This window comes from Streptomyces sp. NPDC002092 (assembly GCF_053593775.1).
In genome coordinates this window covers 173,309-196,752 of the sequence record NZ_JBSFDG010000011.1, presented here as the reverse complement: position 1 = coordinate 196,752, position 23,444 = coordinate 173,309, and the positions used below count along the sequence as shown (strand labels likewise).

The 23,444-nt window shown below is 71.1% G+C and carries 31 protein-coding genes, 1 tRNA gene and 1 pseudogene; 16 read left to right on the top strand and 17 right to left on the bottom strand.

What is annotated here, in order from left to right; translation table 11 throughout:
- Nucleotides 1–2: 2 nt before the first annotated feature.
- Nucleotides 3–224 (top strand): ferredoxin, encoded by a 222-nt coding sequence (locus ACWCRD_RS25945; protein WP_450968159.1) that lies wholly within the window; start codon nt 3–5, stop codon nt 222–224.
- Nucleotides 225–258: 34 nt separating this feature from the next.
- Here ACWCRD_RS25945 and ACWCRD_RS25940 read toward each other — a convergent pair whose 3' ends face one another.
- Entirely contained in the window at nt 259–636 is a 378-nt protein-coding gene (locus ACWCRD_RS25940) for a hypothetical protein (protein ID WP_450968158.1), read from the bottom strand.
- 93 nt (nt 637–729) lie between these two features.
- Here ACWCRD_RS25940 and ACWCRD_RS25935 point away from each other — a divergent pair, with 93 nt between their 5' ends.
- Entirely contained in the window at nt 730–1,644 is a 915-nt protein-coding gene (locus tag ACWCRD_RS25935; RefSeq protein ID WP_450968157.1) for an RNA polymerase sigma-70 factor, read from the top strand.
- Between the two features lie 174 nt (nt 1,645–1,818).
- A complete protein-coding gene (locus ACWCRD_RS25930) occupies nt 1,819–2,565 on the top strand; it encodes an SDR family oxidoreductase (protein ID WP_450968156.1) in 747 nt (248 codons plus the stop codon).
- Between the two features lie 118 nt (nt 2,566–2,683).
- On the opposite strand, the gene ACWCRD_RS25925 is transcribed toward ACWCRD_RS25930, so the two are convergent.
- The 3 genes from ACWCRD_RS25925 to ACWCRD_RS25915 form a co-directional block, all read right to left on the bottom strand.
- The gene (locus tag ACWCRD_RS25925) at nt 2,684–3,046 is read right to left on the bottom strand and encodes a Ku protein (protein ID WP_450968155.1); all 363 of its coding nucleotides are present in this window, start codon (nt 3,044–3,046) and stop codon (nt 2,684–2,686) included.
- Nucleotides 3,047–3,049: 3 nt separating this feature from the next.
- On the bottom strand, nt 3,050–3,994 hold the full coding sequence (locus tag ACWCRD_RS25920) for a hypothetical protein (protein WP_450968154.1): 945 nt from the start codon (nt 3,992–3,994) through the stop codon (nt 3,050–3,052).
- A gap of 145 nt (nt 3,995–4,139) precedes the next feature.
- On the bottom strand, nt 4,140–5,009 hold the full coding sequence (locus ACWCRD_RS25915; RefSeq protein ID WP_450968153.1) for a LysR family transcriptional regulator: 870 nt from the start codon (nt 5,007–5,009) through the stop codon (nt 4,140–4,142).
- 121 nt (nt 5,010–5,130) lie between these two features.
- Between ACWCRD_RS25915 and ACWCRD_RS25910 the strand changes: the two genes are divergently transcribed.
- Complete coding sequence (locus ACWCRD_RS25910; protein WP_450968152.1) at nt 5,131–5,538, top strand: tautomerase family protein; 408 nt, start codon at nt 5,131–5,133, stop codon at nt 5,536–5,538.
- Between the two features lie 68 nt (nt 5,539–5,606).
- Nucleotides 5,607–6,104, top strand: coding sequence for a GNAT family N-acetyltransferase (locus tag ACWCRD_RS25905; protein ID WP_450968151.1), 498 nt, complete (start codon nt 5,607–5,609; stop codon nt 6,102–6,104).
- A gap of 98 nt (nt 6,105–6,202) precedes the next feature.
- Here ACWCRD_RS25905 and ACWCRD_RS25900 read toward each other — a convergent pair.
- Nucleotides 6,203–6,276: transfer RNA gene (locus ACWCRD_RS25900), tRNA-Pro, on the bottom strand.
- Nucleotides 6,277–6,376: 100 nt separating this feature from the next.
- Between ACWCRD_RS25900 and ACWCRD_RS25895 the strand changes: the two genes are divergently transcribed.
- The 4 genes and pseudogenes from ACWCRD_RS25895 (at nt 6,377) to ACWCRD_RS25880 (ending at nt 8,600) form a co-directional block, all read left to right on the top strand.
- A complete protein-coding gene (locus ACWCRD_RS25895) occupies nt 6,377–6,928 on the top strand; it encodes a DUF309 domain-containing protein (protein WP_450968150.1) in 552 nt (183 codons plus the stop codon).
- Nucleotides 6,929–7,002: 74 nt separating this feature from the next.
- Nucleotides 7,003–7,779, top strand: a complete 777-nt coding sequence (gene cobF / locus ACWCRD_RS25890) for a precorrin-6A synthase (deacetylating) (protein WP_450968149.1) — start codon at nt 7,003–7,005, stop codon at nt 7,777–7,779.
- 25 nt (nt 7,780–7,804) lie between these two features.
- Nucleotides 7,805–8,040 (top strand): annotated as a pseudogene (locus ACWCRD_RS25885) (MFS transporter); the annotation flags it as partial.
- A gap of 74 nt (nt 8,041–8,114) precedes the next feature.
- Nucleotides 8,115–8,600: a hypothetical protein gene (locus ACWCRD_RS25880; RefSeq protein WP_450968148.1), complete on the top strand. Its 486-nt coding sequence runs from the start codon at nt 8,115–8,117 to the stop codon at nt 8,598–8,600.
- On the opposite strand, the gene ACWCRD_RS25875 is transcribed toward ACWCRD_RS25880, so the two are convergent.
- The 4 genes from ACWCRD_RS25875 to rpmG form a co-directional block, all read right to left on the bottom strand.
- Entirely contained in the window at nt 8,587–9,333 is a 747-nt protein-coding gene (locus tag ACWCRD_RS25875) for a cobalt-precorrin-6A reductase (RefSeq protein WP_450968147.1), read from the bottom strand. The genes ACWCRD_RS25880 and ACWCRD_RS25875 overlap by 14 nt on opposite strands.
- Before the next feature lie 97 nt (nt 9,334–9,430).
- Nucleotides 9,431–9,553: a type B 50S ribosomal protein L36 gene (gene ykgO / locus ACWCRD_RS25870; RefSeq protein ID WP_450968146.1), complete on the bottom strand. Its 123-nt coding sequence runs from the start codon at nt 9,551–9,553 to the stop codon at nt 9,431–9,433.
- Between the two features lie 35 nt (nt 9,554–9,588).
- Entirely contained in the window at nt 9,589–9,849 is a 261-nt protein-coding gene (locus ACWCRD_RS25865; protein WP_450968145.1) for a type B 50S ribosomal protein L31, read from the bottom strand.
- A 72-nt stretch (nt 9,850–9,921) separates the two neighbouring features.
- Nucleotides 9,922–10,086: a 50S ribosomal protein L33 gene (rpmG, locus tag ACWCRD_RS25860; protein WP_115910518.1), complete on the bottom strand. Its 165-nt coding sequence runs from the start codon at nt 10,084–10,086 to the stop codon at nt 9,922–9,924.
- A gap of 123 nt (nt 10,087–10,209) precedes the next feature.
- Between rpmG and ACWCRD_RS25855 the strand changes: the two genes are divergently transcribed.
- Nucleotides 10,210–11,061, top strand: a complete 852-nt coding sequence (locus ACWCRD_RS25855) for an HAD-IIA family hydrolase (RefSeq protein ID WP_450968144.1) — start codon at nt 10,210–10,212, stop codon at nt 11,059–11,061.
- Between the two features lie 6 nt (nt 11,062–11,067).
- Here the strand turns inward: ACWCRD_RS25855 and ACWCRD_RS25850 are convergent, their stop codons facing one another.
- Complete coding sequence (locus tag ACWCRD_RS25850; protein WP_450968143.1) at nt 11,068–11,841, bottom strand: sulfite exporter TauE/SafE family protein; 774 nt, start codon at nt 11,839–11,841, stop codon at nt 11,068–11,070.
- Nucleotides 11,842–12,147: 306 nt separating this feature from the next.
- A complete protein-coding gene (locus ACWCRD_RS25845; RefSeq protein ID WP_450968142.1) occupies nt 12,148–13,335 on the bottom strand; it encodes a thiolase family protein in 1,188 nt (395 codons plus the stop codon).
- 149 nt (nt 13,336–13,484) lie between these two features.
- Between ACWCRD_RS25845 and ACWCRD_RS25840 the strand changes: the two genes are divergently transcribed.
- From ACWCRD_RS25840 to ACWCRD_RS25820, 5 genes are all read left to right on the top strand, one after another.
- Nucleotides 13,485–14,294, top strand: coding sequence for an alpha/beta hydrolase (locus tag ACWCRD_RS25840; protein WP_450968141.1), 810 nt, complete (start codon nt 13,485–13,487; stop codon nt 14,292–14,294).
- A 99-nt stretch (nt 14,295–14,393) separates the two neighbouring features.
- Nucleotides 14,394–14,876: a Dps family protein gene (locus ACWCRD_RS25835; protein WP_450968140.1), complete on the top strand. Its 483-nt coding sequence runs from the start codon at nt 14,394–14,396 to the stop codon at nt 14,874–14,876.
- Between the two features lie 59 nt (nt 14,877–14,935).
- Nucleotides 14,936–15,268 carry a DUF3140 domain-containing protein gene (locus tag ACWCRD_RS25830; RefSeq protein ID WP_450968139.1) on the top strand — a complete coding sequence of 111 codons (333 nt, stop codon included), beginning with the start codon at nt 14,936–14,938 and terminating at the stop codon, nt 15,266–15,268.
- Nucleotides 15,265–15,912, top strand: coding sequence for an endonuclease (locus ACWCRD_RS25825; RefSeq protein ID WP_450968138.1), 648 nt, complete (start codon nt 15,265–15,267; stop codon nt 15,910–15,912). The genes ACWCRD_RS25830 and ACWCRD_RS25825 overlap by 4 nt, the downstream gene beginning before the upstream one ends.
- 57 nt (nt 15,913–15,969) lie before the next feature.
- Nucleotides 15,970–16,782 carry an SAM-dependent methyltransferase gene (locus tag ACWCRD_RS25820; protein WP_450968137.1) on the top strand — a complete coding sequence of 271 codons (813 nt, stop codon included), beginning with the start codon at nt 15,970–15,972 and terminating at the stop codon, nt 16,780–16,782.
- 95 nt (nt 16,783–16,877) lie between these two features.
- On the opposite strand, the gene ACWCRD_RS25815 is transcribed toward ACWCRD_RS25820, so the two are convergent.
- From ACWCRD_RS25815 to ACWCRD_RS25805, 3 genes are all read right to left on the bottom strand, one after another.
- A complete protein-coding gene (locus ACWCRD_RS25815; protein WP_450968136.1) occupies nt 16,878–17,447 on the bottom strand; it encodes a hypothetical protein in 570 nt (189 codons plus the stop codon).
- Nucleotides 17,448–17,556: 109 nt separating this feature from the next.
- Nucleotides 17,557–18,213 carry a TetR/AcrR family transcriptional regulator gene (locus tag ACWCRD_RS25810; RefSeq protein ID WP_450968135.1) on the bottom strand — a complete coding sequence of 219 codons (657 nt, stop codon included), beginning with the start codon at nt 18,211–18,213 and terminating at the stop codon, nt 17,557–17,559.
- Nucleotides 18,214–18,352: 139 nt separating this feature from the next.
- Nucleotides 18,353–19,558: a cytochrome P450 family protein gene (locus ACWCRD_RS25805; RefSeq protein WP_450968134.1), complete on the bottom strand. Its 1,206-nt coding sequence runs from the start codon at nt 19,556–19,558 to the stop codon at nt 18,353–18,355.
- Nucleotides 19,559–19,739: 181 nt separating this feature from the next.
- Between ACWCRD_RS25805 and ACWCRD_RS25800 the strand changes: the two genes are divergently transcribed.
- Nucleotides 19,740–20,561 carry a hypothetical protein gene (locus tag ACWCRD_RS25800; RefSeq protein ID WP_450968133.1) on the top strand — a complete coding sequence of 274 codons (822 nt, stop codon included), beginning with the start codon at nt 19,740–19,742 and terminating at the stop codon, nt 20,559–20,561.
- Here the strand turns inward: ACWCRD_RS25800 and ACWCRD_RS25795 are convergent.
- From ACWCRD_RS25795 to ACWCRD_RS25785, 3 genes are read right to left on the bottom strand one after another with little or no spacing between them, the layout of a single operon-like run.
- A complete protein-coding gene (locus ACWCRD_RS25795) occupies nt 20,515–21,204 on the bottom strand; it encodes an SDR family NAD(P)-dependent oxidoreductase (RefSeq protein WP_450968132.1) in 690 nt (229 codons plus the stop codon). The genes ACWCRD_RS25800 and ACWCRD_RS25795 overlap by 47 nt on opposite strands.
- Nucleotides 21,201–22,076 carry a cupin domain-containing protein gene (locus ACWCRD_RS25790; RefSeq protein ID WP_450968131.1) on the bottom strand — a complete coding sequence of 292 codons (876 nt, stop codon included), beginning with the start codon at nt 22,074–22,076 and terminating at the stop codon, nt 21,201–21,203. The genes ACWCRD_RS25795 and ACWCRD_RS25790 overlap by 4 nt, the downstream gene beginning before the upstream one ends.
- Entirely contained in the window at nt 22,073–23,440 is a 1,368-nt protein-coding gene (locus ACWCRD_RS25785) for an amidohydrolase family protein (RefSeq protein WP_450968130.1), read from the bottom strand. The genes ACWCRD_RS25790 and ACWCRD_RS25785 overlap by 4 nt, the downstream gene beginning before the upstream one ends.
- Between the last annotated feature and the right edge of the window lie 4 nt (nt 23,441–23,444).

Genomic DNA, 23,444 nt, shown 5'->3' with positions numbered 1-23,444 from the left:
CCATGGCGACGACGCACCTGCGCATCGACCGTGAGCGCTGCATCGGGGCCGGGATGTGCGCCCTCACCGCCCCCGAGGTCTTCGACCAGGACCCCGAGGACGGCCGCGTGCTCCTGCTGCACCCCGAGCCGACGACCGCCCACCGCGCGGCCGCACGGATGGCCGCCGGCGTCTGCCCCTCGGGGGCGATCACCCTGGGTGAGCCGGAAGACGGCGGCTCCTGAGACCGAGACGGCGTGCGCGCCCGAACCAAGCGCGTCACGCGAGCCAGCGGGCAGCGGCCTCGTAGGTGGTGGCGGGGCTGCTGTTGAACGCGATGGCCGCATCGGGGGCGTGCCGCCGAATCAGGTTGATCACCTGCTCCAGGAGTTCAACCTGATCGTCCGAGTGCCGCAGGCCACCGCCGACGGTGACGCACTCCCACGGGTGGGCTCGCAGCGGAGCCCCGACGACGGCCTCTACGTCGTCACTTCCGTCGAGGCCGATGAGGCAGGTCTCCACGCCCACCGCGTGTTCGGCGAACCTGGCCAGTCCCGCCTCGATGGCCTTGGCCACCGGCTCGGGATTCCACGGCCCGGGCACCCGGTAGGGATCAAGCCCGATGACGAGGACGCGGGGTGAGGCAGCGGAGTCCATGTCCGGACGATAGGCGACCGGGCTCGGCGTGGACCTGTGCCACCACGGGCCCCGAAGGGCCATGACATGCTTTGAGGGACCGAAGGGAGCCGCATGGCCACCGGGGACGACATGGACTCCCTCGACGAGGCGACCAAGGTGTTCATGGCGGCGCGGCCCCAGCTCTTCGGCATCGCCTACCGCGTGCTCGGCAGCACCGTGGAGGCGGAGGACGTACTGCAGGAGGCGTGGCTGCGGTGGCAGCACACCGACCGCGCCGCCGTCCGCGAGCCGAGGGCGTTCCTGACCACGGTCACCGCCCGTCTGGCGATCAACCTCGCCCAGTCCGCCCGGGTGCGGCGCGAGTCGTACACCGGCCCCTGGCTCCCGGAGCCGGTCGACACCGGCGCGGATCCGCATCTGGGCGCGGAGCGGGCCGAGGCGCTCGACCTGGCGGTGCTCTTCCTTCTGGAGAAGCTGAATCCGGTGGAGCGGGCCGCCTATGTGCTGCGGGAGGCCTTCGACTATCCGTACCAGGACATCGCGGAGATGCTGGAGACGAGCGAGGCCAACACACGCCAGCTGGTCAGCCGTGCCCGCAAGCGGCTCTCGTCGGACCGCCGGCGGCCGGTCAGCGCCGCCGCGCACCGACGGCTGATGGGGGTCTTCCTCGCCGCCGCGCAGACCGGCGATCTGTCCGTGCTGGAGAACGTGCTCACCGAGGACGTGGTCAGCTACTCCGACGGCGGAGGCCTCCGCGGGGCGTCCAGGATCCCGGTCGTCGGCCGGCTGCACGTCTCCAAGTACCTCGCCGCCTTCGCCCCGCGGTTCTGGCCCGAGAAGGGCATCCGCTGGGTCGAGGCCAACGGCGGCCCGGCCGTGCTCATCGAGGCCGACGGGGTGGCCGTTGCGCTGCTCGCCCTGGAGGTCTCGGAGCGCGGCGTCGAACGCATCATGTGGGTCATGAACCCACAGAAACTGGCACCGTACGTGGCATCCCTGGACGGCGGCGGCACGCTCTCCGGGTGAACATTCCGGCCGTCCCGACGAGATTCCCGCCCTGCTGGAAGAGATCTCGACCGCAGGAAAACTCGCCGAATGAGCAGCTGTCACAAAAGCAGGCTCTGCCCTGTCTCCTCTGGTGGAGGCGTCTCGTACAGGCGCCTCGTACAGAGATCAGGGAAACCCGAGAGGAATTCCGTCATGAAGGTCGTAGTGATCGGTGGGACCGGGCTGATCGGCTCGAAGGTGGTCGCCAGGCTCGGCGAGCACGGGCACGAGGCGGTCGCGGCCGCGCCCAGCACCGGCGTCAACACGCTGACGGGCGAGGGGCTGGCCGATGTCCTGCAGGGCGCGTCGGTCGTGGTCGACGTCTCCAACTCGCCCTCGTTCGAGGACGAGGCGGTCATGGAGTTCTTCCGTACCTCCACGACGAACCTGTTGAAGGCGGAGACCGAGGCCGGCGTCGGGCACCACGTGGCGCTGTCCGTGGTCGGCACCGACCGCCTCCAGGGCAGTGGGTACTTCCGCGCCAAGCGGGTCCAGGAAGAGCTGATCAAGGCATCGGGCATCCCCTGTTCCATCGTTCACGCCACCCAGTTCTTCGAGTTCGGGAAGGGGCTCGCCGACGGGATGACCGAGGGCGACACCGTGCGGGTGCCCGACGCAAGGATCCAGCCCATGGTCTCCGACGATGTGGCCGCGGCCGTTTCCCGCACCGCCGTCGGCGCCCCCGCGGGCGGTGTGGTGGAGGTCGGCGGCCCCCAGGCGTTCCAGCTCGAGGAGTTCATCCGCATGGCCCTCGCCGCCCACGACGACCCTCGCACGGTCGTCACGGACGCTCAGGCGACGTACTGGGGTGCGGAGTTGACGGAGAACACGCTGCTTCCGGGGCCGGACGCGCACATCGCCGAGACCCGGTTCGCCGACTGGCTCGCCCAGCAGAAGTAGGCGTCGGTTCCCCGCGCCGATCGGCCGGCGTTGGCGGCATCGGAAGCGCGCAGGTAGAGCTCGGTCCTGGACAGGGAGGCCAGGTCGTCGTCCTGCTGCCTGCCCCGTCGGCGCGCGGTCAGCTGATGGACTTCTCCGCGCGCCCCGCCGCGGCGGGAGTTCTTGGCGCGGGCTCCTTCGACGCTCTTCCGCAGGGCGTCCATGAGGTCGAGGACGTTGGTGGCGTCCGACGGCTCGTCCTCGCCGACGACCTCCTCGCCGCGCCGCTCGGCGTCGACCAGGTGCAGCCCTTGACGATGCCGCCCGTGTCGACCTCCTTGCCGGTGCGCTCGTTGACGCGCTTGTTGCGGATCCGGTCGGAGGTGCCGCGCTGCAGCTGGTGGAAGTGGACCGTGCGGTCCTCGATCGCCGTTGACAGGGCCACCGGAACGGTGACCAGCCTCAGCGTCACCACTCCGACCCAGACGGGTCGCTCCAGCACCTCTCACCGCACCTTTCGCTTCTTGTCCTGGGTGCTCCCCCGCTCCGGCCCGCTCAGACGCTCGACCTGGGCGGCAGCGGATTCGGCGCGGCGGCGGCCCTCCCGCACCTGCCGGTCGGCGGCGCGGGCCTGCTCGCGTGCCTTCCGCGCGGCCGACTCGGCCTGACGGTGTTCGCTCTCCAGCCGCTTGATCTCGCCGGCCAGCTCGGCCAGACGGTTTTCGAGTTCGTCGGTGCGGGCCTGCGTGTCCTGCGCCTGCCGGTCGGCGGCCGCGGCCTCCTCCTGGCGGGCGGCGAGGTCGCGTTCGGCCTCCTCGGCCTGCTGCCGGGCCTGCTCGAGCCGACGGCGCTGCTCTTCCCCCGCCCGGCTGCGGTCTCTCGCGGGCCGGGCCGGTCCAGGCTCGCGAGGACGCGGGCGCGCTCCCTCGGCGGCCGCCGGAAAGCCGGCGACCTGGTCGAAGGCTTTGACCAGGCGTCCACCGGCCCACTCCCGGGCGGCATCCGGGTTGGCGAGCACGGCATGCAGGATGGTCTCGACCTCGCGCTGGACGCCCTCGCCGACCGGGTGCCCGGCCTGGGAGGTCAGCCGGCGTGCCTGCCGGGAGAGCGCGTTGATCAGGGCGTGCTGCTGACGGCTGAGTTCCCGCAGCTGCGCTCCGTCCAGGTCGCGGTGTGCCTGGCGCAGGCCTTCGCCGAGGCGCAGCAGCGCGTCGGTCTCCTCCGGCTGATCCCGTACGAGGAGGTTGCTCGCCCAGGCCGAGAGGCTGGGACGGCGCAGCTTGCTGATCTCCCCGGCAAGGGTGCGGTCACCGGCCTTGCGGGCCTCGGACGCACGGGCATCGCGGGCCGCGGTGAAGTCCTCCGGCTTCAGCGCGTACAGCTCGCCCGCGACCGTCTCCAGGTCCACCGCGTCCCTCCGTGCCCGACGTCCCTCGGTGCTCGACGCCAAGGGACGAGTTTCGCCGTTTTCCAGCCTTATGCCCCGATCCGTACGGCGCCGGGTCCTTGGGGTCGTGATCCAGCCGGCCGTTCCGGCGCTCTCGGGCGGAAGAGTTCCCGTTCCTGCGCGCGGTGCTTGAGTTCGCCGCAGCCGGTCACGGGAGATCCAGCAAGGCACGCAGCGGAGCCGACGAGTGCGGGCCGGAGCGCCAGAGCAACGCCTTGGCGTAGGGGATACGGGGGGTCACCGGCACCACGGTGATCCGAGGATCGCCGGTGAGTCCCCGGGCCGCGCCTGCCGCGAGGGCGATGCCGACACCGGCGGCGACGAGTTCCAGTTGCAGCGCGACATGGTTGGTGGCGTAGGCGGGCCGGAAGGGCACCTCGGCCTCCTCGAAGGCCGTACGCAGACGGGGGTACAGACCGCTGTCCGAGCCGTAGGTGATCAGCGGGGCGGCGGACACCTCGTCCAGGGACAGCGTCGCCGCTCGCGCCTGCGGCTGGTCGGAGGCGACCAGGGCCACGATCTCGTCCCGGACGAGGACCCGGTGCCCGAACCCCGGGTCGAGCCCCTCCAGCGGGACGGCGACGAACACCGCGTCGAGGGAGCCCTGCCGCACCTGGGGCACCAGGCTGGCGCTCGCCCCCTCGACGAGGCGTACGCCGACCCCGGGATACAGCCGGTGGAAGGTGCCCAGCAGGGCCGGGAGACTGCTGCTCTCCACGCCGTCGGCCGCTCCGATGGAAAGGGTCCCGGTGAGCAGTCCGGAGCGCGCGGCGAACTCGGCCTTCGCGGCGGCAACCGCCCCCGTCACCGTCCGGGCATGCGGCACCAGCGCCTCGCCGGCAGCGGTCAGCCGGACCGTACGGGAGTCCCGCTCGAACAGCGCCTCGCCCAGCTCACGCTCCAGGGAACGAATCTGCTGACTGATGGCGGGCTGGGCGACATGACAGCGGGCCGCGGCCCTGGTGAACGATTTTTCCTCGGCGACCGCGAGGAAGTACTGCAGCGTGCGCACCTCCATGACCTCAGTGTATTCGGAATTCTTATAACTGGGGGAAGAGCTAGGTCTTTGACCTATGAATCCCCGCTCGGCACGCTGGAGGCACAGCCCAGCTCCCCTCACCCGAACAAGGAGTTCTGCCATGCCCCTGGTCCGCATCGACCTCGTCAAGGGCCGCAACGAGACCCAGGTCCGCGCTGTCGCCGACGCCGTCCACGCGGCCGTCGTCGAGGTGCTGGCCGTCCCCGAGCGCGACCGCTTCCAGATCATCACCGAGCACGAGGCGAGCCGGATCATCGCGCTCGACGCCGGCCTGGGCTTCGAGCGGAGCGACGACACCGTGCTCATCCAGATCTTCACGCAGGCCGGTCGTTCGACCGCCGTCAAGCAGCAGCTCTACGCCGCCATCGCCGACTCGCTGTCCAAGCTGGGGGTGGCCGGGGAGGACGTCTTCATCGGGTACGTCGAGAACACCCCGTCCGACTGGTCCTTCGGCTTCGGGCGCGCCCAGTACGTGGAGGGCGACCTGGGAATCCCCGCGGCGGCATAGGCCGGAGTGCTCTGATCGCCCTGCCGAGTCGAGCAGTTGGCCGACGGGAATCACGTACCCTTCGCGGCGTGAAGGAGATAGTGACGTATCTCGAAATGACTGCCCCTGACCAGCTCAACCCAGCCGCTCCGGTACCCGGCCTGGTCCTGGGGCCCCTGGACCGGCACTCACCACTGGTCGTCGACATCCAGGCCGAGATCGGCGCTCCCTATGGCTGGAAGAGCGCGAGCCGCAGCAGCGAGGAATGGCTCGTCTGGTTCGCCGAGGCACCGGACAGGACGTTCTGGTTGCTGTCCTTCGAGGGAGCACCCGCAGGCCTGGTCACCTGCGATCTTCATCCGGACGGCGAGACGGAGATCGAGACCTTCGGGCTGTTGCCGAAGTTCGTCGGCAAGGGCCTGGGAGGATTCGCGTTGACGCTCGGGGTTCGGCAGGCGTGGGAGTTGGATCCCTCGGCGAACAGGGTCTGGCTGCACACTTCGACGCTGGACCATCCCCACGCTCTGCCCAACTATCACCGTCGAGGTTTCCGCCCCTTCAGGACCGAGGAACGCGAGCGCGACTGAGGAGACGGGCAGCCCCCCTCCCAGACCGGTCACCGGCCGGGTCGGACACGGAAAAAAGGGTCTTCACAGGCTCTCGCCTGCGAAGACCCTTCACACCGTCGGGACGACAGGATTTGAACCTGCGACCCCTTGACCCCCAGTCAAGTGCGCTACCAAGCTGCGCCACGTCCCGGTGCGCTTCCCGCGGTGAACCGCGTGATCGCGCGGACAGCACTTTACCCCACGTGCGGGGCGGTACCGAAGCGGGCCGGGGGCGCGGGACAATCGGGCCCATGGGCAGTACGGAACGCAGGAGCGGCGCGTCGTCGGGCCGGGTGGCCGCGGCGCGGGACCGGGACGGTGAGGGGCGGGCGCGCAATGCCCGGCCGCGGGACGGGCTCGGGCGGCCGCTGCCGTACGACGCGGACGGGGTGGCCCGGCAGCCCGAGGGCGTGGTGCGCACCCCGGAGCAGAGCGTCGTAGAGGCGCAGGAACTGCTGGACGCCGGCAAGCCCTTCCATGCGCATGAGGTGTTCGAGGATGCCTGGAAGTCGGGGCCGGAGGAGGAGCGGGAGCTGTGGCGGGGGCTGGCGCAGCTCGCCGTGGGGCTCACGCATGCAGCCCGGGGGAATGTCACCGGTGGCGCACGGCTGCTGCGGCGGGGTGCCGGGGCCGTCGAGCAGTGGGCGGCGGAATCGGGGCGGCAGCGGCCGTACGGGATGGATCTTGTGCGCGTGGTCGGCTGGGGGCGTGCGCTGGCGGACGACGTGGAGAGTGGTGGCGGGGCCGTCGACGCCGGGGCGCGGGCGCCGCGGTTGCGTGGGCGAACCTCGAAGGACCAGTAGGGCCTGCGGCTTCCGTACCCGCTCGGTACGGATGCGGTGTACGGACTGTCAGTGGGGTGCGGCAGACTCGGGGTGTGCGAAAGATTCATGTCATCGGTATCGGCGCGGGCGACCCCGACCAGCTCACCCTGCAGGCGGTCAGGGCGCTGCGGAGCACGGACGTGTTCTTCATTCTCGACAAGGGCGAGGTGAAGGACGACCTCACCCGCCTCCGCCGGGACATGCTCGACGCACACATACCGGACGGGGCGTCGTACCGGGTGGTCGAGGCGCGGGACCCGGAGCGGGACCGGAAGGCGGGCGGCACGGCCTACTCCCCCGCCGTCGGGGACTGGCGCAGTGCCCGTGCCGACATCTATGAGCGGCTGATCGCCGAGGAACTGGGCGCGGACGAGAGCGGCGCGTTCCTGGTGTGGGGCGATCCGGCGCTGTACGACAGCACGATCGGGATTCTGGAGGAGGTACGGGAGCGGGGTGCCGTCGAGTTCGACTACGACGTCGTGCCGGGCATCAGCAGCGTCTCCGCGCTCGTCGCCCGGCATCGCACCGGGCTGAACCGGGTGGCCCGGCCCGTTCAGATCACCACCGGACGGCGGCTCGCCGAGGGCTTCCCGGAAGGCGTGGACGACGTGGTCGTGATGCTGGACGCCCACCAGACCTTCCGGCAGTATGCCGACGAGGACATCGACATCTACTGGGGCGCGTACATCGGCACTCCGGACGAGATCCTGGCCTCCGGGCCGATCGGTGAGGCCGCACCGCGGATCGAGCGGCTGCGGGCCGAGGCCCGGGAGCGCAAGGGATGGATCATGGACACGTATCTGCTGCGCAGGCATCCCGGGGAGCAGTAGGGCGAAGGCCTGCGCCGTCGGTCCGGCCGCCCTCACCAAGGCCGCGACCAGTCCGGAGGGCCTGCACAGGCCACTGGCGGCCACCGCAGCCCCGATCATCCAGGCCCACGCCGACCCCATCCAGACCGTGTTCCTGTGGACCGTGCCGGTCGCGGCCGTCGGCTTCCTGGTCTCGCTGTTCCTCAAGCAGGTCGGGCTGCGCGACGGCTACCGCAAGGGCTCCGCCGACATGGGCGAGGGGTCGCGTCACCGCACGGCGCCGTCACGGGAGACGGTCACCCCCGCTGCCTGAAAACGGGGTGCTCCGCGGGGCGGACGGTCGCCATACTCGCCCCATGTCCCCCGCACCCGTCCGCTTCCACGACACCCGCCGCACGGCGTACGACTTCGCCGGGTCCGCCCTGGTGCGCTGCCCGCGCTGCGAGCGCGTCGCCCACTTCGAGCGGCGCCCGGGCCGGGCGGCGGACGCTCGGGGCCGGACGTATCCGGAACGGCGTCTGGTCTGCCGCTCCTGCGGCCTGTCCCGCATCGACACCGGACCGCACTGTACGGCGCGGCGGCCCGGGCAGGGCTGTTGCAGGCCGGCCCTGTGGCTGCGGGCGGAGACCAGGCACGGTGAGCTGTGGGCGTACAACCTCGAACACCTCGACCTGATCAGGCGGTTCGTCGCCGCCGATCTGCGGGAGCGGGCGCCCTGGTACCACACCGGGCGGAAGATGACGCTGGTCGCGAGGCTGCCCGCCTGGATCAAGAGCGCCAAGAACCGCACCGAGGTGCTGCGCGCGATCGACCGGCTGCGGGCCTCGGTCACATCTGGCTGAGACCCAGCCGGGCGAGGGCCTGCGGCACGTCGGGGACGGCGGTCACGCCCTCCGGCAACGGCGGCCTGCGTACCACCACGACCGGCAGCCCAAGTCCGCGGGCGGCCGTGAGCTTGGCGGCCGTCGCCTCTCCCCCGCTGTCCTTCGTCACCAGGACGTCGACCAGGTACTCGCGCAGCAGCGCCGTCTCGTCGTCCACCGTGAACGGCCCGCGGGCCAGCAGCACTTCCGTGTGCGGCGGCATCGGCGGCTCGGGGGCCTCCACGGACCGTACGACGAAATGACGGTCCGTCAGGTGGGCGAAGGCGGCCAGGCCCATGCGTCCCGTGGTCAGGAAGACGCGGGGGCCGAAGCGCGGCAGCAGGTCCGCCGCCGCGGCCAGGGACGGGACCAGGTGCCAGCGGTCCTCAGGGCCGGGCTGCCAGCCCGGCCGGCACAGGACGACCGCCGGGACGCCGGTCGCCGACGCGGCCTGTGCCGCGTTCGCCGTGATGGCCTCGGCGAAGGGGTGCGTGGCGTCCACGAGGGCGTCCACGCGCTGCTCGCGCAGCCAGTCGGCCAGGCCCTCCGCCCCGCCGAAGCCTCCGACGCGCACGTCCCCTGCCAGCGCGCCCGGCCGGGACACCCGCCCCGCGAGTGAGGTCGTGACGCGGACGCCGGGATGTGCCGCTAGGGCGGCGGCCAGTTCGCGGGCCTCGGTGGTGCCGCCGAGGATCAGGACGTGGGGGGACATGGGTGCGAGCGTACGAGGTCGGCGATGGGCGCGGTTGCGGGGGGGGATGCGGGACGGCCGCCCGGTGGGGTACCGGGCGGCCGTCTTGTTCATGCGCTCAGCCCTGGCGGGCCTTGAAGCGGGGGTCCTGCTTGTTGATCACGTAGACCACGCCCCGTCGGCGGACCACCTGGGCGCCGGGCTTGGACTTCAGCGAGCGCAGGGACTTGCGGACCTTCATGGTTCTGCTCTCCTCGGGTAGCGCGCGGGACCGCGTCAGTGACGGGTCGCCGTGGGGCGGCCGTAGCGGCGCTCGAAGCGCTCCACCCGGCCGGCCGTGTCCAGGACCCGCGACCTGCCCGTGTAGAAGGGGTGGGACGCCGAGGAGATCTCGACGTCGATCACGGGGTAGGTGTTGCCGTCCTCCCACTCGATCGTCTTCGAGGAGTCGGCGGTGGAGCGGGTCAGGAAGGTGACGTCCGCGGTGCGGTCACGGAAGACCACATGGCGGGAGTCGGGATGGATGCGGGGCTTCATGGGGTTTTCCTTTCCGGGACCGCGGCCGGAGGGTGGTCCCTCAAGGCCGCGGCCTGGTCGTCGCGGGCTGCTTCAGCGCTCCTCGCGGAACTCGACGTGCGCGCCGGCCACCTGGTCGTACTTACGCAGGACGAGTCGGTCGGGGTCGTTGAGGCGGTTCTTGCGGGTCACGTAGGTGACTCCGGTTCCGGCCGTCGACTTCAGCTTGACGACGGGGCGCGCGGTGCTGCGTGCCATGAGGTTCTCCCTTCGCCCACGCCACGGATTCATGATCCGAGCATGTCAATCACAGCCGGTCCAACAACGTCTTCGGCCATCGCATTCCCGGGGCGGCGGGCGGTGCGCGGTTATCTTCCAGGCATGGAGTCAGTAGGTGAGTCCGTGAGTGGGTCTGGGCGTGAGTCCGTGCGTGCCGTTCTCATCGACATCGACGGGGTGCTCACCGTCTCGTGGGAGCCGTTGCCGGGGGCGGTCGAGGCGTTGCGGGAGATCCGGGAGGCCGGGTTCGGGGTCGCGCTGGTCACCAATACGACGTCGCGGACCCGGGCGTCGATCGCCGGGACCTTGCGGGAGGCGGGGTTCGCTGTGGAGGCGGAGGACATTCTGACTGCGCCCGTGGCCACCGCCGGGTATCTCGCCGAGCAGTGTCCGGGGGCGCGGTGTGTGCTGCTGAACAGCGGGGACATCCGGGAGGATCTCGACGGGGTCGCGCTGCTCGACCCTGCGGATGTCGACCCTGAGGATGTGGGGAGCGTGCCGGATGTCGTGATCGTCGGGGGTGCCGGGCCGGAGTTCGACTACGGCGCCCTCAACCGGGCCTTCGGGTATCTGCAGCGCGGTGCGCGGCTGGTGGCCGTACACCGGAATCTGTACTGGCGTACCGAGGCCGGGCTGCAGCTCGACTCCGGGGCGTTTCTCGTCGGGCTGGAACAAGCCTCCCGGACGGAGGCCGAGGTGACAGGGAAGCCGTCGGCGGCGTTCTTCGAGGCGGGGCTCGCGCGGCTCGGGGTGGGGGCGGGTGAGGCGCTGATGGTCGGGGACGACATCGAGTCCGATGTGCTGGCGGCGCAGCGGGCCGGGATCACCGGGGTGCTGGTGAAGACCGGGAAGTATCTGCCGGAGACGCATCGGGATGCGAGCGGTACGCCCGATCACGTCATCGAGTCGTTCGCGGATCTGCCGGGGCTGTTGCGGGGTTCGGCCAAGGAGTAGCTCGGGTCAGCGGAGCAGCAGCTGCAGGCCGCCCACGATCGTCGCGGCGATCACTAGTTGTTCGAAGAGGCGCTGGTTGATTCGGTTCACAGCCCATTTGCCGAACAACGCGCCGGGTACGACGAACACCGCCAGTGCGGCGTCAAGGAACAGTGAGCGGCCGTCGATCAGGCCGAGGCCGGCACTGAAGGGCAACTTCGACACGTTCACGATCAGGAAGAAGAATGCCGAGGTGCCGAGGAAGCCGAGCTTGCGGAAGCCCGCTGACAGCAGGTACATCGACATCACCGGGCCGCCCGCGTTGGCGACCATCGTGGTGAAGCCGCCGAGCACGCCGTACGAGCGGGCCTTGACCCGGCCGGACCTCGTGGCCACCGAGTCCGGTTCCTCCTCGGCCTCCGCCGTGCGCCGCCGCCACACCGTCACGGCCGCCATCAGCAGCAGGATCGCGCCGATCGACGTCCGTACGATGCCGTCGTCGGCCCACATCAGGAAGAGGGTGCCGACGACCACGCCTGCCGCGACCGCCGGGAACAGCCGCCACAGCGTGGGCCAGTGGGCGTGCCGCCGGTAGGTGAGGACGGCGAGGACGTCGCCGACGATCAGGATCGGCAGGAGTACGCCGGTGGAGGCGCGGGCGGGCAGGACCGCCGCGAAGATGGCGAGGCTCACCGTGTTGGCGCCGCTCACGGCGGTCTTGGAGAAGCCGACGAGGAGGGCTGCGCAGGCGAGGGCGGCGAACTCCCAGCCGGTTATGTGCCAGAGCGTCATCGTGTTCATGCGGGGACCGATGCTATGCGCAGGCAACTGGGCGTGTAAGTACCGTCTCGCTGGTTGGCCCCGGCGGTGGTGCGGCCGCTGCTGGGGGCTGCCGCCCCCAGAGCCCCGCTTCGGCCTGAACGGCCTCGTCCTCAAACGCCGGACGGGCTGAAGTGCATCGCCCGGCGGCCAGGCAGCGCCCCGAAGGGGCGCGGGGCTGTGTCGATATGCGGCTCCGCCGCGTGGGCGCGACCAGCCACGACGACCCCGCAGACAAGCACGGCGCAGACAAACACGGCGCGCCCCTCAGCACATATGGCAGGCGGCTCAATGCCGCTCCACCAGCACCGCACTCCCCTGCCCCACCCCCACACACATCGTCGCCAAGCCCCGCTCCGCCCCCGTCCGCCGCATCCGGTGCAGCAGCGTCGTGAGGATCCGCGCCCCGGAGCAGCCCAGTGGATGGCCCAGGGCGATCGCGCCGCCGCTCGGGTTGACCAGGTCGGGGTCGATGCCGAGCTGGTCGACACAGGCGAGGGCCTGGGCGGCGAACGCCTCGTTGAATTCGGCCTCCTGGATGTCGGCGATGGTCCAGTCGGCGCGGGCCAGGGCCTTGCGGGTGGCGGGCACCGGGCCGATGCCCATCACGTCGGGGTGGACTCCGGCCGAGGCGCCGGCGACGTAGCGGCCCAGGGATTCCAGGCCCAGGTCGTTGAGGGCTTCCTCGCTGACCAGGAGGAGGCCGGCGGCGCCGTCGTTCATCGGGGAGGCGTTGCCCGCGGTGACCGTCCCTTCGGCGCGGAAGACGGGCTTGAGGCGGGAGAGCTTCTCGTACGACGTGTCCTCACGGATGCATTCGTCGGCGTCGACGAGCACGCCGTCGGGGCGTTCCACCGGGAGGAGTTCGTCGTCGAAGTGCCCGTTCTTGCGGGCGTCCGCGGCGCGTTGGTGGCTGCGCAGGGCGAACTCGTCCTGGCGTTCGCGGGTGATGCCGTAACGGTCGGCGACCTCCTCCGCGGTCTCGCCCATGGACAGCACGCCGTGGAGGTCCTTCATCGCCCGGTTGACCAGGCGCCAGCCGAGGCGGGTGTCGACGGTCTCGATGCGGTGCGGCAGGGCCTCGTCGGGGCGGGGCAGGACGAAGGGGGCGCGGCTCATCGACTCGGAGCCGCCCGCTAGGACGATGTCGGCCTCTCCGGCGGCGATGGTGCGAGCGGCCGTCGTCACCGCTTCCAGGCCCGAGGCGCACAGCCGGTTGACGGTGGCGCCGGGGACGGATTCGGGGAGGCCGGCCAGCAGGGCGGCCATGCGGGCGACATTGCGGTTGTCCTCGCCCGCCTGGTTGGCGGCGCCCCAGTAGACGTCGTCGATGCGCGCCGGGTCGAGGGCGGGGACGTCGGTCACGAGGGAGCGGATCACGTGCGCCGCGAGGTCGTCGGGGCGCACGGAGGACAGGGCTCCGCGCAGCTTTCCGATGGGGGTGCGGCGGGCGGCCGCGAAGTGGACGGGGCGCACGACAGGACTCCTGACCGACGGCACACTTAATTAGCGCTGCTAGTTTTGGAGTGTAGACCGCTGCCGCGCCGCCTGGGAAGATCCCGGAAGGTCACCCGGCCACCGGGCCCCCAAGAACCAGGACCTTCACCGACGCAGCTGGAGGAGACATGGCCGACGCCCGCGAGCACGTCCTCACGGGGAGCCACGGCTCGATCGCCGTACGCGAGTGGCCCCGGGAGCGGCCCCGGTACGTGGCGCTGGTCGTGCACGGCTATGGGGAGCACGCCGGCCGGTACGAGGAACTGGCCGGCGTGCTGGTCGAGCACGGAGCCGCGGTCTTCGCGCCCGATCATGCGGGGCATGGCAGGTCGGCCGGCGAGCGGGTGTTGGTCGAGGACTTCGAGGACGTGGTCGGGGACGTCCACCTCGTGGCGGAGCTGGCACGGTCCGCGCACCCGGGGCTGCCGGTCGTGGTGATCGGGCACTCCATGGGCGGGCTGATCTCGGCCCGTTATGCCCAGCGCTACGGCGACGGGCTCGCGGCGCTCGTGCTGTCCGGCCCGGTGATCGGCGCGTGGGAGCTGCCGGGGCAGCTGCTCGCGCTCGACGAGATCCCCGACACGCCGATCAGTCCGGCCTCGCTGTCCCGCGATGCGGCGGTCGGGGCGGCGTACGTGGCCGATCCGCTGGTCTGGCACGGTCCGATGAAACGGCCGACCGTCGAAGCGTTCGCCCGGACGCTGGAGACGGTCGCCAAGAGCGGTGACGTCGGCCGGCTGCCGCTGCTGTGGCTGCACGGCGACGACGACCGGCTGGTCCCGCTCCCCGGGAGCCGCGTCGGCGTCGAGCAGCTCAGCGGAGGCAACCTCACCGAACGGATCTACCCCGGCGCCCGGCACGAGGTGTTCAACGAGACCAACAAGGCCGAGGTCTTCGCGGATCTGTCCCGGTTCCTGGACGGTGTGCTCACGGGCTGAGACGGCGCGGGGTGGCCCCGCCCCCTGTTTGCGGCACTTCGCCACGGGCACCCGAGATCGCGTGGAGTGACCGCAATGGCTGGAAGGAGAAGCTCCCTGATGACTGCGGTGAAGAGCACACTTCCCGAACCGGCCCGCAAGATCGCCGGTGAAGCGCTGCAGAGCACCCTCGTGGATCTTCTCGGGCTCTCACTGATCGCAAAGCAGGTGCACTGGAACATCGTGGGCCCGCGGTTCCGCTCGATCCACCTTCAGCTGGACGAGGTGGTGGCCACGGCCCGTACGTACGCCGACACGGTCGCTGAGCGCTCCTCGGCGCTCGGCCTGCCGCCCGACGGCCGGCCCGAGACGATCGCGGCGGCCTACACGCTGCCGGGTCCGAAGGACGGCTGGGTGCGCGACACGGACGTCGTCCAGCTGATCGCGGACGCGCTGGAGGCGGCGATCGGACGGCTGCGCGAGCGCATCGCCGCGACCGCCGAGCCGGATCCCGTCACCCAGGACCTGCTGATCTCCCTCACCGCGGAGCTCGAGAAGCAGCGGTGGATGTTCGACGCGGAGAACTGGCCGCGCGAGGACTGACCCGTCGACGGCCGGACCATGCACGAAGATAAGGCATGCACGTACGGAAGGGGCACTCGATGACCGACGCCCTCGAACTCGACGCGCTGTGGGACGACTTCCACCGCGCGGTGAACATGACCTCCCAGGAGCTCGCCGCCTGGTTGCGGGTGAGCGACGCCGACGAGAACACGGAGCCGCTGCCCGAGCAGGCGGGCTCGCCCACCGGGCAGCACGTCCTCGCGATCCTGCAGAAGCGGCGCACGGACCTCACGGACGACGACATCCGTGTGATGTACGAGGTCGTGGACACGGTGACGGAGGAGTCGGACCCGGAGAACGAGCCGGAGGCCGAGGACACCGACCGCCGGCACCGGCTGATGACGATCGGCCATGACCCGCTGAAGCCATGAGCGGCCAGAAGGACGTCGTCCGCGAACTGGTGCGCGCACATGGGCAGACGTTCGCCGAGGAGGCGGGCATCACGCTCAAGGACACCCCGCAGCCGCTGTACCGGCTGCTGGTCCTTGCGCTGCTGCTCAGTGCCCGCATCCGCGGGTCCATCGCGGTCGACTCCGCCCGCGAGCTGTACCGGGCGGGGCTGCGCGACCCGCGCCGGATGGCCGAGGCCGACTGGCAGCAGCGGGTGGACGCGCTGGGCCGGGGCGGTTACCGACGCTACGACGAGCGCACCGCCACTCAACTCGGTGACGGCGCCCAGCTGTTGATCGAGCGGTGGGGCGGGGATCTGCGTCGGCTGCGGAAGGAGGCGGACGGCGACGTCGACGAACTGCACCGTCTGCTCCAGGAGGTCCCCGGCCTCGGTCCGGCCGGCGCCGACATCTTCCTGCGCGAGGCCCAGCGGGTGTGGCCGGAAGTGGCCCCGTACCTGGACCGCAAGGCGCTCGACGGTGCGGAGCGGCTGGGCCTGCCGAAGGACCCGGACCGGCTGGTGAAGCTCGCCGAGAACACCCAACCGGCCGTGCTCGCCGCCGCGTTGGTGCGGGCGGCGCTCGACAAGGAGGTGGCCGAAGACAGTCTCCGCCGCGCGGCATGATCGTGTAACACTGCTCGCACGCACGCCTTCCGGGCCTGTCGAGCAGAGGAGCGTCACGTGACGGGGACCGAGCCGGCCGCACAGCGGATCGACACGACCAGGCCGCACCCGGCCCGCGTCTACGACTGGTTCCTCGGCGGCAAGGACAACTACCCCGTCGACGAGGAGCTGGGCCGGCAGATCGCCTCGATCCAGGGGGACGCGCCGCGGGCCGCCCGCGCCAACCGCCGCTTCATGCAGCGGGCCACGCGCAGACTCGTCGAGCAGTCGGGAATCCGCCAGTTCCTCGACATCGGCACGGGCATACCCACCGAGCCCAACCTCCATCAGATCGCCCAGCGCGTCGCACCGGATGCGCGCGTCGTCTACGTCGACAACGACCCGATCGTCCTCGCCCACGCGAGCGCCCTGCTGCGCGGCACCCCGGAAGGCGTCACCGAGTACCTCCAGGCCGACGCCCGCGACCCGGCCGCCATCCTCGAACAGGCCGGCCGCATCCTCGACTTCGACCGCCCGATCGCCCTGTCCCTGATCGCCCTGCTGCACTTCATCGCCGACGAGGACGGCGCCTACGACCTGGTGGCCACCCTCGTCGACGCCGTCGCCCCGGGCAGCTGCCTGGTCCTGTCCGCGATGACGGCCGACTTCGAGCCGGAGAACGTACGGCGGGGCATCGAGGCCTACGCGGCGGGCGGAGTGACCCTGGTGGCCCGCACGCACACCGAGATGGGCGGCTTCTTCAAGGGACTCGACCTCGTCGAGCCGGGGATCGTGTCCGTGGTGGACTGGCACCCCGAGCTCGGCGTGGACGAGACACCGGACGGCGAGGGACCCGTGTCGCTGTACGGGGGCGTCGGCGTCAAGGGCTGATTCAGGGCCACCCACCACCGCCGACCTCACCGAGGGATCGCCGAGGTGGGGAGCCGATGGCCGCGGGGCTCATGTCATGGGCGACGTACTCGCGGTCACTTCAAAGCGGACTTCAGCGCTGAAGCAACGGACCCTGAATCCGTCAACGGGATCTTCCAGTGGAATGCGACGCCGTTGCCGTCAACGTAGACGAGGGTGCCACCCTTCTCGGCGGCGGTGATGTCGAACGCGACAGAGTCGGCCTGGTAGGTGTTGGGGGAGACATCTGGAGCACCCTCACTGAACCCAACGGGAGCGACCTTTCCCGCCGCTTTGCTGTTGCCTGCCTTGACGGTCTTCCCGCCGGGTGTCTTCCACCGGAAGCCGTCCTTGCCGGCTGTGGTCGTCACCGGGGTCTTGCCCTGATTCCTGGCTTCGAACCTGACGACAGCGAACAGACCATGCTTCGGGCTCTCAGCGCCGGCCTTGTCGACGTAGACGACGGCATCCGGGGTGATCCGCGCGGTGCCCCTCCCACCGACTCCGGCTGTGTCGGCGCTCTGCCCGAAATTGAGCGCGGTACGCGGACTCGGCTGCGGATCGCTCCTGTCATCCCCGTCGGAACAGGCAGTCAGGCTCAAGGAGCAGGCCGCTGCGAGCGCGGATGCTCTGATGATGTGGCGCATGATCCCCCCCGGGTAGAAGCAGACGCAGTACGCAGAGTCTGCGCCGCGCCGGCATGTCAGATGGGTCATCGTTGCCCTGCTACGGCTGGTTTCGTAGCTCATCCCTCTTTCAACGCCGCCGGTGTGGGCCGAGTTCGAGGAGCACGCTGCCGAGTTGGGCGGAGGTCAGGGGCGGCACGGGCAGGGTGGACGTGCCTGGGTGGGCGCGGAAACTGTCGAGAAGCAAGGCAAGCGGGCGGGTCCAGGCGTCGGGGGCGACGGTGCTCAGCGCAGGCACGACCCGGCCGAGCGCCGCGAGGACGAAAAGGACGTCCTCGGTGGTGAGGTTCGGGCGGACGGTGCCCTGCGCCTGGCCGCGGCGGAGCAGGTCTGCGATGGTGTCACGGTTGTGGGCGTGGACGGCCTCCAAAGAGGTCACGCCTTCCAGGCTCGTGGTCATGAGGTCGTTGGTGCCACGGTCTGCGGCAAGCGTTGCGAACACGGTGTGCAGGTACTGCGTCAGACCTGTCCATGCGTCCACGGCGGCGCGTGCTCGCGCGCCGGCAGCCATGGTCTCGGTGAGAGCGTCCCGGAAGACCTCGTCCACGAGCGCGGCGCGGGTCGGAAAGTGGCGGTAGAGGGTCGCGTTGCCCACGCCCGCGCGCCGAGCGATGACGTCAAGCGGAGCGTCCAGCCCCTGCTCGGCGAAGACCTCGCGGGCCGTCCGCGTCAGCAGCACCCGGTTGCGCAACGCGTCGCGGCGCCCAGTCGGCGAGTGGCCGCCCATCGCGTCTCCCTCTTCACCGTCTCGTCCCCGTACCGGAGAGTGCTCCCCGGTACGGATGCTACCGACGATTGTGCGAACAGGGACCATTGCCCCCTTTGCAGCTGGGCTCGGCGTTCGTGCTCGGCGGCAGGGCCCACCTCTACCAGCGCACCGGCAGCTCTCGCAGGCTCCGCATGAGACTGGTGCGCCACCGCGGTGTGCCGTCACCGTCGAAGGCCAGGCAGGGGAAGCGGTCCAGCAGGATACGCAGGGCCAGGGTCGCCTCCAGGCGGGCCAACGGGGCGCCCAGGCAGTGGTGCAGGCCGTGCCCGAAGGCGAGGTGGGCGCGGGTCTCGGCCGGATCGCGGCGGATGTCGAACCGTTCGGGGGCGGGGAAGCGCGCGGGGTCGCGGTTGGCGGCGGCGATGGAGAGCACGACACGCGCGCCCGCCGGTATCCGGGCGCCGCCGAGGGTGATCGCTTCGGCGGTGTAACGGTAGGTGCCCGCCGGTGCGGGCGACTCGAAGCGGAGCGTCTCCTCCACAGCACCCTTCAGCAACTCGGGGTCGGCGCGGAGGGCGGCGAGCTGCCCGGGATGGCCGAGCAGCAGCTGGACGGCGTTGGCGATGAGATTGACGGTGGTCTCGTGCCCTGCGACGAGCAGCAGGAAGGCCATGCCGAGCAGTTCCTCCGGGGTGAGCCGGTCGGCGCCGTCCCCGTCGTGGGTGCGGACCAGGGCGTGCAGCAGATCGCTCTCCGCTGCGTCGCGCAACCGCCGTTTCTCCTCCGCAAGCCCCGCGAGGTACACGGCCATCTCCTGCGAGGCGCGGGCGGACTGCTCCGCATCGTCGAGGGCGACGACCTTCGTGGACCACGCCCGGAAGGCGGCCCGGTCCATGTCCGGCACGCCGAGCAGCTCGCAGATGATGGTGAGCGGCAAGGGGTAGGCGTACGCAGCCACAAGGTCGGCACGGCCGTCGGCGACCACGGCGTCCAGGAGAGCGCCGGCCGCCTCCTGAACGCGGGGCCGCAGCGCCTGGACGCGGCGGGCGGTGAACTCGCGGGCCACCAGCGTCCGCAGGCGGCTGTGATCGGGCGGATCCACCTGGAGCATGTTGCGGCCCACGGCGTACAGCCCGTCGTCCTCGAAGTCGGCAGAGTGCCGCACGTCATTGCGCAGCCTGGGGTCGGCGAACGCCCTGCGCACTTCCTCGTGCCCGACCACCAGCCACGACTCCTCCCCGGTGGGGAAACGCACGTGGTGGACAGGCCCGCGGGAACGCAGCGCGGTGAAGGCGGAGTAGGGATCGGCGGTGAAGTCGTCGGTGAGGTCGGCGAGTCGGACGGTGGGGTGCTGCGTGCGCATGGGCGGCTCCCGGGCATAAGTGGGGATCAGTCCCCGCTTAGATGTCGAGCGCGACCATAGCACGAACCGGGGAACAGTCCCCGTTTCGGTCTTCGGACGGGCCCGCCGGCACGGCTCCCGTGATCCCGCGGACCTGGTCGCCGCGATCCGCAGCCACGCCGACACCCGGAGTACAGCGAAGGTGCTGGACACCCGCAACGCGCTGTTCGACGCGATCGTCCACAGCCAGGACATCGCCCTCCCGCTCACTCGACAGCTTCCGGTCCCGGCCGAACACAGCCGTCAAGCACTGCGGCGGGTCTGGGCGATGGGCTGGCCGTCCCACGCCGAGCGCCGCCTGGCCGGCTTCGCTCTCCGGGCGACCGACACCGACTGGGCGGTGGGCGCCGGACCGGAGATCGCCGGGCCCGCCCTGGCCCTGCTGCTGCTCTCGACCGGACGCACCGCCTGCCTGGACGCCCTGCTCGACCTGGTCGGCATCGTCGGCCTGTGGCAGCACCCTGGGCCGCCGCCCGGCATCACCATCACCGGCGCGGTGCTGGGTGCCGTCACCCTGGCGTTCTACCGGTCCGCCGGCCGGGGCAACGTGCGCGCCCTGCGGGTCGTCGTCGGCTCGCGGGTGGTCTCGGCCCTGCTCGGCCTTCCGGTCTTCTTCACCGCGGACGCGCCCGGCTGGCCCGGATCGTCGTGGCGGTCCTCATCGTCGCCACCGCCACCGCCATCGCCGTCGCGGTGCTGGCGCCCGCCGCCCGCCCGACCGCTGCCGAGCACGCCTGGCGCCACTGGCCACTACCCGGCGCGCTCTGACAGACGCCGCCTCGGCTGGACCCGCCCGAAGATCCACCTCAGCGGTCCAGCCGCAGGCTCTCAATCGCCCGCAGAAGGACCCCCGCGCCCATCCGGCCGGTACCGATCCGCACCGACGCGCAGTCGCGGATCGCTTGCCCCGGTCCCGCTCACCCCAGCAGCCACCCACCGTCCACGCTCAACTCCACTGCATTGACCGACCTGTTGCGCAGCAGGAAGTCCACCGAGTCCACGACGTCCGCCACGGTGGCGAGTCGTCCGGTCGGCGTCCTGGCGCGCAAGGCGGCCAGGACCTCTTCCGGCTTGGACTGCCAGTAGGGGCTGTCGCCCACGACGCCCGGATGGACTGCGTTGACGCGGACCGGAGCGAGCTCCACCGCGAGGGTGTTCACCAGGCCGCGTACGCCCGCGTTGACCGTGGCCACCGTGGTCGCTCCGGGGTAGGGGCGTTCCTTGGCCTGGCCGCCGAAGATGACGATCGCGCTGTCGTCGGTCATGCGCGGCCGCAGCACGTGCACGACCTCGGTGTAGCCGACGAGCTTGAGGGTGACGAGGCGCAGGGCGGCGGTGATGTCGTAGTCCGTCGCCCGGTTCTCGTCGCGGGAGACGCCCGCGAGGACCAGGTGGTCGACGCGTCCGATGTCCGCCAGCGCCGCGGCGATCTCGCGCGGCCGGGACAGGTCGAGGGCGAGGCCCCGCGCGCCGACCTCCTTGGCGACGGCTTCGGTGCGGTCGGGATCGCGGCCGGTGAGGACGACCTCGTCGCCCCGCTCGGCCCGGACCCGGGCGAACTCGCGGCCGATGCCGGACGTACCACCGACGACAACGACGCTGCTCATGGCTCCAGGGCCTCCCTCAGGTACTCCCAGTCCCGCGTGAACCGGTACGAGTGGCGCAGCGGCGGCTGCGGCGCCTGGGTCTCCAGCCAGCGCAGCGGCCCGGTGCCGGCGTTGGCGAAGCCGTGCACGCAGCCGGCGCCCGCCCACGCGCAGTCGCCCGGCCCGAGCCGGCAGCGCTCGCCGTCGAAGACCGCGTCCGCCTCGCCCTCCAGGAAGTAGTACGTCTCCTCGAAGGGGTGGTCGTGGGTGCCGGCGACGCCGTCGGGCGCGTACTGGACCATGAACATCGTCGAGGCGACCGCGCCGAGGTCGCTGTCGATCATCATCTTGACGGTGATGCCGCTGTAGACGAGCAGCGCGGTGCGCATGCTCGCGGAGACGGCCAGGAGGTCCTGGGACTGTTTGCCGGGGTCCATCCGGTCGGGCTCGAAGTGGCCGAAGGTGCGGGTGCGCGGGTCGCGGACGTCGATGCGGACGGGGTCACGCGCAGGCAGGGCGCGCACGCCCTGGGTGTCGTGGCCGTAGCGTGCCCGCGGGACCGGAGCCAGCATGTCCGCCCAGCGTGCGGGCGTGTCCCCGGCGCCGCGCCAGGCATGTGGGACGCCGGTCGGCAGGATGCCGTAGTCGCCCTCCTCCAGGAGGTACGAGCCCTCGGGCATGTCGAGGATCACGGTCCCGTCGAGGATGTGGAAGCTCTCCTCGTACGAGTGCACATGCGCCGACAGCCTGCCGTCCGGCCGCAGTTCGCACAGGCCGAAGCCGGTGTGCACGCTGCCGTCGTCCTCGCCGACCAGGGTGCGGCGCCGGTAGCCGTGTGCGTCGTACGGCGGCTCGGCCGCGTCGGCGGCCCGCCGCACCAGATGCCGGGTCATGCGCTCGGCTTCGCCTCCTTCGCCTTCGCTTCCTTCGCCGCGAGCAGCCGGTCGCGGGACTCCTCGACCAGTTGCCGGGCGCGTGCGACGTCGGCCGTCAGCCTGCCGTCGCGCTTGCGGATCACCCCGTCGACGATGACGGTCTCGACGTTGGAGACGTCCGCGCACAGCGTGACCGCGGAGGCCGCGTCGTGCACCGGCGCGATGTTCAGCGCGGTGGCGTCGAGGGCGACGACGTCGGCGCGCTTGCCGGGGGTCAGGGAACCGGTGCGGTCCTCCAGTCCCGCGACATGCGCGCCGTTGCTCGTCGCGATCTCCAGCATCTGACGTGCCGTCAACATGGTCTCCGGGACGGGCATGTTGGCCTGCCAGCAGTCGGCGTTGAGCCGGCCGCGCTCGGCGCCGAAGGCCGCGCGGATCTGGGTGAACATGTCGCCGGGCACGGTGGTGACGACGTCGATGCTCAGGGACGGTCGCAGTCCGTGCTCGATCGCTGCCATCACGGGCGGCCAGCCGTGCCCCATCTGTGTCTCCACCTGCGGCGCGACGGAGACCGTGCCGCCGCTGTCGGCAACCATCTGCCACTCGTCCTCGTGCAGGTAGCAGCAGTGGATGTAGGTGGTGTCGGGGCCGAGGAGGCCGAGGTCGTTGAGCTGTTTGACCATGCCGAAGCGGCCGGCCAGCCGCCCCATCGCCACATGCACGGTGATCGGGATGTCCAGCTCACGGGCGAGCGCCCACTCGGAGGTGACGACGTCGTTGACGCAGAAGCCGGGGCCGCGGGTGGCCAGCGCCATGGTCAGCAGACCGTCGTCGGAGGAGAAGTACTTGGCGCGGACACGGCGGACGTCGTCGCCCGGGATCGCGATCTTGCTCTCGAACCAGTAGTCGGCGAGGGAGGTGTTGGCGCTGCCGTATGCGTACTGGGCCCGGATGCCGGTCTCGCTCAGCGCCTGGATCGCGGCGTCCGGGTGCTCGGGCGTGTTGTTGATGTGGGACCAGTCGACGAGCGTGGTGATACCGGCGTTGAGGCACTCCAGGGCGCCGGCGAGGTTGGCGGCGTACACGTCCTCGGGGGTGTACAGCGGGGCGAAGGTGTCCAGGATGTCGACGAAGTAGTCGTCGAGGGTGGCGTCGGGGGCGACGCCGCGGATCGAGGCCTCCCAGGTGTGGCGGTGGGTGTCGACGAAGCCGGGGATCACGATGCGGCCGCTCATGTCGAGGACCTCGGCGTCGGCGCTGATCTCCGGCTGCACCGCCGCGATCCGGCCGTCCTCGATGAGGACGTCGCCCCGCGGCAGATCCCCGACGGAGGGATCCATCGAGAGCACGTGCCCCGCGCGAAGCAGTATCCGATCGGTCATCGCG

Bases quoted from the DNA above. Each gene is read 5' to 3' on its own strand.
- ACWCRD_RS25930 (WP_450968156.1), top strand. From the start codon at position 1,819: ATGAAGGTCGTAGTGATCGGTGGGACCGGGCTGATCGGCTCGAAGGTG.
- ACWCRD_RS25945 (WP_450968159.1), top strand. From the start codon at position 3: ATGGCGACGACGCACCTGCGCATCGACCGTGAGCGCTGCATCGGGGCC.
- ACWCRD_RS25915 (WP_450968153.1), bottom strand. From the start codon at position 5,009: ATGGAGGTGCGCACGCTGCAGTACTTCCTCGCGGTCGCCGAGGAAAAA.
- ACWCRD_RS25865 (WP_450968145.1), bottom strand. From the start codon at position 9,849: ATGAAGCCCCGCATCCATCCCGACTCCCGCCATGTGGTCTTCCGTGAC.
- ACWCRD_RS25830 (WP_450968139.1), top strand. From the start codon at position 14,936: ATGACCGACGCCCTCGAACTCGACGCGCTGTGGGACGACTTCCACCGC.
- ACWCRD_RS25790 (WP_450968131.1), bottom strand. From the start codon at position 22,076: ATGACCCGGCATCTGGTGCGGCGGGCCGCCGACGCGGCCGAGCCGCCG.
- ACWCRD_RS25835 (WP_450968140.1), top strand. From the start codon at position 14,394: ATGACTGCGGTGAAGAGCACACTTCCCGAACCGGCCCGCAAGATCGCC.
- ACWCRD_RS25840 (WP_450968141.1), top strand. From the start codon at position 13,485: ATGGCCGACGCCCGCGAGCACGTCCTCACGGGGAGCCACGGCTCGATC.
- ACWCRD_RS25825 (WP_450968138.1), top strand. From the start codon at position 15,265: ATGAGCGGCCAGAAGGACGTCGTCCGCGAACTGGTGCGCGCACATGGG.
- rpmG (WP_115910518.1), bottom strand. From the start codon at position 10,086: ATGGCACGCAGCACCGCGCGCCCCGTCGTCAAGCTGAAGTCGACGGCC.
- ykgO (WP_450968146.1), bottom strand. From the start codon at position 9,553: ATGAAGGTCCGCAAGTCCCTGCGCTCGCTGAAGTCCAAGCCCGGCGCC.
- ACWCRD_RS25940 (WP_450968158.1), bottom strand. From the start codon at position 636: ATGGACTCCGCTGCCTCACCCCGCGTCCTCGTCATCGGGCTTGATCCC.
- ACWCRD_RS25880 (WP_450968148.1), top strand. From the start codon at position 8,115: ATGTCCCCCGCACCCGTCCGCTTCCACGACACCCGCCGCACGGCGTAC.
- ACWCRD_RS25810 (WP_450968135.1), bottom strand. From the start codon at position 18,213: ATGGGCGGCCACTCGCCGACTGGGCGCCGCGACGCGTTGCGCAACCGG.
- ACWCRD_RS25805 (WP_450968134.1), bottom strand. From the start codon at position 19,558: ATGCGCACGCAGCACCCCACCGTCCGACTCGCCGACCTCACCGACGAC.
- ACWCRD_RS25855 (WP_450968144.1), top strand. From the start codon at position 10,210: ATGGAGTCAGTAGGTGAGTCCGTGAGTGGGTCTGGGCGTGAGTCCGTG.
- ACWCRD_RS25910 (WP_450968152.1), top strand. From the start codon at position 5,131: ATGCCCCTGGTCCGCATCGACCTCGTCAAGGGCCGCAACGAGACCCAG.
- ACWCRD_RS25815 (WP_450968136.1), bottom strand. From the start codon at position 17,447: ATGCGCCACATCATCAGAGCATCCGCGCTCGCAGCGGCCTGCTCCTTG.
- ACWCRD_RS25895 (WP_450968150.1), top strand. From the start codon at position 6,377: ATGGGCAGTACGGAACGCAGGAGCGGCGCGTCGTCGGGCCGGGTGGCC.
- ACWCRD_RS25875 (WP_450968147.1), bottom strand. From the start codon at position 9,333: ATGTCCCCCCACGTCCTGATCCTCGGCGGCACCACCGAGGCCCGCGAA.
- ACWCRD_RS25785 (WP_450968130.1), bottom strand. From the start codon at position 23,440: ATGACCGATCGGATACTGCTTCGCGCGGGGCACGTGCTCTCGATGGAT.
- ACWCRD_RS25795 (WP_450968132.1), bottom strand. From the start codon at position 21,204: ATGAGCAGCGTCGTTGTCGTCGGTGGTACGTCCGGCATCGGCCGCGAG.
- ACWCRD_RS25850 (WP_450968143.1), bottom strand. From the start codon at position 11,841: ATGAACACGATGACGCTCTGGCACATAACCGGCTGGGAGTTCGCCGCC.
- ACWCRD_RS25935 (WP_450968157.1), top strand. From the start codon at position 730: ATGGCCACCGGGGACGACATGGACTCCCTCGACGAGGCGACCAAGGTG.